The following is a 6,089-nucleotide window of genomic DNA, read 5'->3' on the forward strand; positions in this document are numbered from 1 at the left end:
CAAAGTCGAGACCGAGGACGGCGACATAGACTACGTGATCAAGAAAAAAAATAACGCTAAAAAGGCCTAAATTTGCCTCTTTTTTTAAAATTTGAAAGCGAATTTTACAAGTGCGAGCAAAGCGGCGGCAAGCTAACTATAAATCTAAAAAACGACTGGAATTATAAGCTGCCGGCTCAAATTTGGACCCAAACGGCCGCGCTTATCGGCTCAAAGAAATTTAATAAAATCGTTTTAAATTTTAAAGATGCAAAAGAGCTCGACTACGCGGCGGCGCTTTTTTTTAAAAATACCTTTTTAAACGCGCGTAAAAACTACGAGCTAGTAAATTTAACTCCCCACGCTCAAAAGATTTTCGCCTCGATAAACAGCGAGATAAATCCCAAAATAAAGCAGATCATAGACGCCAAACCTCACGAAAATCCGTTCTCTCAAATCGGCAAAAATTTGACCGCGTTTTTTGCTGGATTTTGCGCGTTTTTAAATTTCATGGGCGAGTTTTTGGTCAAATTTAGCAAGATATTTATGCTAAAAAATATCCGCGTGAAGGAAATTTTGGCTTATTTTGAGGATGCGGGTATAAAGTCGGTTTTTATCGTGTGCCTCACCTCTTTTCTCATCGGCATCGTGCTGGCATATCAGGGCTCAAATTTGCTCGAGAGTTTCGGCGCCACGATAATAATCGTCGAGATGATGGGGCTTTTGACCCTGCGCGAGATAGCTCCGCTCATCGCCGCTATCATCGTGGCGGGGCGTCTGGCGTCAAGCTTTACCGCGCAAATCGGCGTTATGAAAATCACCGAAGAGATCGACGCGATGAAAACGATGGGATTTGATCCGTTTAAATTTCTTGTTCTGCCTCGCGTGATAGCACTCATCGTAGCCATGCCGCTTATTGTGTTTTTAGCCGACGTGGCGGGGATTTTTGGCGAGATGGTCGTGATGGAAAACTACCTAAACATCAGCTTTGATAGCTATCTAGCGAGGTTTGGTCAAGAGGTGGATATCAAGCATCTTTACGTCGGTCTTTTTAAGGCTCCGTTTTTTGGCGTCGTGATCGCGTTTATCGGCTGCATGAGAGGCTTTCAGATCGGCGGAAACACCCAAAGCGTGGGCACATATACGACCGTGAGCGTTGTAAACGCGATATTTGGCGTGATCATGGTGGACGCGCTGTTTTCGATTATTTTCACGCAGCTAGGCATATAAATGATAATAAAAGCGACTGATTTAACGACGAAATTTGGCGACAGAGTGATCCACGACGGGCTAAATTTTCACGTAAACGAGGCTGAAATTTACGGGCTACTGGGCGGTAGCGGCACGGGTAAATCGACGCTGATGAAAACGATGATATATCTAAAGGAACCAAGCGCCGGCAAGGTCGAGATGCTAGGGCGCGATCTGTGGTCGCTAGACGAAGCGGCTAGGCAGGAGATAAAGCTCGCTTGCAGCGTGATGTTTCAGTTCGGCGCGCTTTATACCTCGATGAACGTACTGGAAAATATCTACATCCTGCTAAAAGAGTATAGCGGTATGAGCGAGCGTTCGATGCGCGAGATAGCGATGTTTTGGCTGCAAAAAGTAGGCCTTAGCGAAAACGTCGCGCTGCAATACCCAAGCGAGCTAAGCGGCGGTATGAAAAAGCGCGTGGCGATGGCTAGAGCGCTGGTGCTGAGTCCTAAAATTTTGTTTTTAGACGAGCCAAACTCCGGCCTTGATCCAAGTAGCGCGCGCGCCTTTGACGAGCTAGTGGTGGAGCTGCGAGATACGCTTGGCGTCACGGTCGTGATGGTAACGCACGATATAGACAGTATTTGCACGATTTTGGATAGATTTTTGATACTTCAAGATAAAAAGATAGCCTTTGAGGGGACGTTTGAGCAGCTGATGCAAATGCCCGAAAATCCGCTCGAAGAGCTTTTAAAAACAAGGAAAAACGGTGGGAAATAAAATAAATTATACTTTGATAGGCCTCTTTTTCGTGCTAGTAGTGAGCGCGCTAGGTATCGCGGCGTGGTGGCTGGGCGGATACGGGAAAAAGGCCGATGATTACAGGTCGTATTTCATCAAAACCACAAGCCTGCCAAGCGGCATCAAAAAGGACTCCACGGTCAAATTTATCGGCGTAGACGCTGGCACGGTCAAGGATATCCGCTTTGCCGACGAAAAAGAAGCCCTCATCGAGCTTGAGCTCTCTGTAAGGAAAGACATACCGATAAGAACCGATAGCACGGCGTCTGCGGAGATACAGGGCATCACTGGCATCGGCTACCTAAATATCTCGCGCGGCAGCATGGATAGCCCGCTCTTTGATAAAAACGAAAAGGCCTACATCGGTCTTGAGGCGAGCTTTTTTGATAAAATCGGCGACAGAGCCGAGTATCTAACGAAAAATTTAGAGTCGACGTTTAAAAATATCAATAAATTTTTAAGCGACGAAAACGCGGCTAAATTTTCGTCTATCCTAGTTTCGGTTGATGAAGCCGCGAAAAAGATAAACGCCGGAAATCTCGATATAAACGCGACTATCGCAAACGCAAACGAGGTTTTGGCAAATGCAAATTTGACGCTAAACGAGCTAAAAAAAGCGCTAAAAAACGCCTCGGGCACGCTTGAGTTCGTAAATTCGTTTACGACCAAGGCAACAGATGCCGCGCAGGCGCTAAAAAATCTACAAACCGCGATAGCAGAAAAGATAAAAAGCGGCGAATACGACGTGAAAGACGCGCTAAATACGATTGGCGACGAGACGGAAAGGACGCTGCTAAGCTTTCAAAAGCTCATTTCGGATTTTAGAAATACCCTTTTTAGACTCGAGGACGACCCGTACGATTTTTTCTTTAAAGACACGCAGAAAAAGGACGAAAAATGAAAATTTTAAGCACGGTTTTAGCCGCGATGGCGCTATTTTTTAGCGGTTGTAGCGTTTTGGCAAAGCCTGCGCCTAGGACGAATTATTTTATGTTAGGCGGCGCGGATGATAAATTTAAAGAGTGCGAAAATAGGCCCGAAAAAACGGTTTTCATCGAGGAGGTGCGGGTTTTTGGCGCGTACGAGAGCCGCGAAGTCCTAAAGATAGACGCAAACGGCGAGATCCGTCCGCTAAAAAATATCAAATTTTTAGCGCTCCCAAGCGAGATGGCGAGGCGAAATTTGATCATAGCCGCGAGCGATCAGTGCGCGTTTAAGCCCTCTTTTAAAAACGCGGATATAAGCGTAAAGTCAAATTTACTCACGCTTCAAATCAAAGATCAAAAAGCGCAAATTTCGATGATGTTTAGCTTTTTTAAAGACGGCAAAGAGCTAAAAAGCGTCGTGCTAAGCTCGCAAAAAGACACAGGCGCGGACGAGGGCGAAATCGCGATGAAGGCTCTAAACGCCGCCTTTAGCGAGGTTACGGATAAATTTTTGCAAGAATTAATCAAATTTTAGAGATAATCGCAAATTTTAAAGGAAAACGATGATAAAAGCGATCGAGGGCGTCATAACCAAAAAAGAGCCCGCAAATCTCATCTTAAAAACAGCCGGCGGCGTGAGCTACGGCGTGGCGATCTCGCTTTTTTGCTCAGCAAAACTCGAGCGAGGCCAGAGCGTGGAGCTAAACATCACGCAGATCATCCGCGAGGATGCGGATTTGCTTTACGGATTTTTAGATAGTAACGAACAAAAGATGTTTGAGACGCTGATAAAACTAAGCGGTATCGGCGCGGCAACTGCGATGGCGGTGTGCTCGAGCTTAAATCCCAACGCATTTTTAAACGCGGTAAAAAGCGGAGACGCGGCGGCGCTGCAAACGGTGCCGGGCATCGGCGCAAAGACTGCTAGACGCATCATCGCCGAGCTTAGCGACGCAAAGATGACGATGGATGAAAATCTGCCTAGCCATCAGCACGAAGCGATTCTAGCGCTTGAGAGTCTTGGCTTTAAAAGAGAAAAGATAACCAAGGCGCTTAGCGAGTGCGACGCGCAAAATACGGGCGAACTCGTCAAACAAGCCCTAAAAAAACTAGCATAAAAAAGGAAAAGATATGAAATTTGCTGTGATATTCGGCGCTAAAAGCTACGAACACGAGATCAGTATCGTGAGCGCCATAGCCCTAAAAAAGGTGCTAAAAAACGAGCCTTTGTTTATATTTTGCGATAAATTTAGAGAATTTTACCTGATAAACGGCGCCGATATGAAGGCGAATTTCTTTAGCTCGGGCAAGTATAAAAACGCCAAAAAGCTCACTCTTAAGCAGGGCGGATTTTTCGCGGGCGGGCTACTCAGCGAGAAGAAGATCGAGGCGGACGTGTTTATAAATTTAGTCCACGGTATGGACGGCGAGGACGGCAAGATCGCGGCGCTGCTCGAGTTTTACGGCCTTAGCTACATCGGCCCTCGCGTGGAGGCTAGCGCGCTAAGCTACAACAAGGAGCTAACCAAACTACTCGCGCAAAAAGCGGGCGTAAAAACCCTAAACTACGAGGTTGTAAGCAGAGCAAAGGCGCCTAGCCTACCGCTACCAGTGATCTTAAAGCCGCTCCGACTAGGAAGCTCGATCGGCGTGAGCGTGATAAAAGACGCCGGCGAGCTAGAATACGGCCTAGACGTGGCGTATGAGTTTGACAAAGAGATCCTGGTCGAGCCATTTATCGAGGGCGTAAAGGAGTACAATCTAGCAGGCTGCAAGGCGGACGGAGAGATCAAATTTTCGATCATCGAAGAGCCCAAAAAGAAGGAATTTTTAGACTACGAGCAAAAATATATGAGCTTTTCAAACGAGAGCAGGGCGCGCGAGGCCGACATCAGCGCAGAGCTAGCCGCCAAGCTAAAACAAAGCTTTGAGCGCATCTACAACTGCGGCTTTGACGGGGCGCTGATACGCTGCGACTTTTTCGAGATAAACGGCGAAGTCTATCTAAACGAGATCAATCCAAACCCTGGTAGCATGGCGAATTATCTATTTGACGATTTTGAGGGGACTCTGCAGCGACTCGCTGCAAGCTTGCCCAAAGAGCGCGAGATAAATATTGACTATAAATTTATCAACTCCATAACGTCGGCAAAAGGCAAGCTGTAAAAAGGCGTCGGCATTTTTGCGAGCCTAATATTAGTAAATTTGACCGCTTTAGACGGCTTGTTTTTAGCGGTTTTTTTATTCTTTTCATCGCTACTAAATTCGGGCGTCAGCTTTTTAAATTTGACGGCTATTACGCTTGCTAGGCAAAAAGCTCTGCTTGTTTTGTAACATTTTAGCCCTAAAGTGCCGATTTTTAGGTCAAATTTGACTCGCTTATTTTCTGTGCAGCGGATAGTTTTAATCCAATTTTACCCGCCCGTTTTTCATATACTTGCAAATTTCACGCCAAAAACATAAAATACTCTAAAATAAATTTTAAAGAACATAATGCGCCATTATATTTTAATTTGAATTTAAAGATAATATGCTATATTTTACACAAAATTTTACGTAAAGAGCAGAAATGACTACTTTTAGCAAAGATGAAATTTATACGGCAACCGAAGTGGTGCGAAATTTCAGCGCCGTCTTGGGCAAGGTCGGCAAGGCGCAGATGAAGCGCGCCGTGATCGTTAAAAATAATAAATTTGAAGCCGTACTGCTAAATATGGGCGAGTACGAGCGCCTATGCGAGGCTGTCGAGGTGCTCCAAAGCATATATGAGGCTAAAAAACGAGCCGGAAGCGGCGAATAATGGCGGTCAAAGAGGTAAAATACGGCGGCAAAATTTACCGCATCAGCTACGAGACCGTAAATCCCGCAAATAAGGACGTCGCGCTATTTTTGCACGGCTGGGGCGCAAACAAAGAGATCATGAAAAAGGCTTTCGGCACGTATTTTAAGGACTTGCGGCACGTTTACGTCGATATGCCGGGCTTTGGCGCGAGCAGTATGCACGGAGCGCTAGCGACGAAAGACTACGCAAAAATCATGAAATCCTTTTTAGACGAGCTTGGCGCGAGCCCTAAAATCGTCTTCGGGCACAGCTTCGGCGGTAAGGTCGCAACCCTGCTAAATCCTGAATATCTCGCACTTTTAAGCTCGGCCGGCATCGTGGCTAAAAAGCCGCTTTGGGTGCGATTT

8 protein-coding genes are annotated in these 6,089 nt (G+C 46.1%); all 8 read left to right on the forward strand.

Annotated features, from left to right (window positions below; translation table 11 throughout):
* Nucleotides 1-72 precede the first annotated feature (72 nt).
* Nucleotides 73-1,209, forward strand: coding sequence for an ABC transporter permease (locus Q0338_RS04190; RefSeq protein WP_298085662.1), 1,137 nt, complete (start codon nt 73-75; stop codon nt 1,207-1,209).
* Complete coding sequence (locus Q0338_RS04195; RefSeq protein ID WP_298085663.1) at nt 1,210-1,953, forward strand: ATP-binding cassette domain-containing protein; 744 nt, start codon at nt 1,210-1,212, stop codon at nt 1,951-1,953.
* A complete protein-coding gene (locus Q0338_RS04200) occupies nt 1,943-2,875 on the forward strand; it encodes an MlaD family protein (RefSeq protein ID WP_298085664.1) in 933 nt (310 codons plus the stop codon). The genes Q0338_RS04195 and Q0338_RS04200 overlap by 11 nt, the downstream gene beginning before the upstream one ends.
* Nucleotides 2,872-3,435, forward strand: a complete 564-nt coding sequence (locus Q0338_RS04205) for a hypothetical protein (protein WP_298085665.1) — start codon at nt 2,872-2,874, stop codon at nt 3,433-3,435. The genes Q0338_RS04200 and Q0338_RS04205 overlap by 4 nt, the downstream gene beginning before the upstream one ends.
* 28 nt (nt 3,436-3,463) lie before the next feature.
* On the forward strand, nt 3,464-4,018 hold the full coding sequence (ruvA, locus tag Q0338_RS04210) for a Holliday junction branch migration protein RuvA (RefSeq protein WP_298085666.1): 555 nt from the start codon (nt 3,464-3,466) through the stop codon (nt 4,016-4,018).
* Nucleotides 4,019-4,031: 13 nt separating this feature from the next.
* Entirely contained in the window at nt 4,032-5,066 is a 1,035-nt protein-coding gene (locus Q0338_RS04215) for a D-alanine--D-alanine ligase (protein ID WP_298085667.1), read from the forward strand.
* Nucleotides 5,067-5,469: 403 nt separating this feature from the next.
* Entirely contained in the window at nt 5,470-5,700 is a 231-nt protein-coding gene (locus tag Q0338_RS04220; RefSeq protein ID WP_002947827.1) for a type II toxin-antitoxin system Phd/YefM family antitoxin, read from the forward strand.
* Nucleotides 5,700-6,089, forward strand: a 390-nt coding sequence (locus Q0338_RS04225) for an alpha/beta hydrolase (RefSeq protein WP_298085668.1), incomplete at its 3' end; no start/stop codon positions are given. The genes Q0338_RS04220 and Q0338_RS04225, both read left to right, overlap by 1 nt.

Source organism: uncultured Campylobacter sp., assembly GCF_938018145.1.
GTDB lineage: Bacteria > Campylobacterota > Campylobacteria > Campylobacterales > Campylobacteraceae > Campylobacter_A.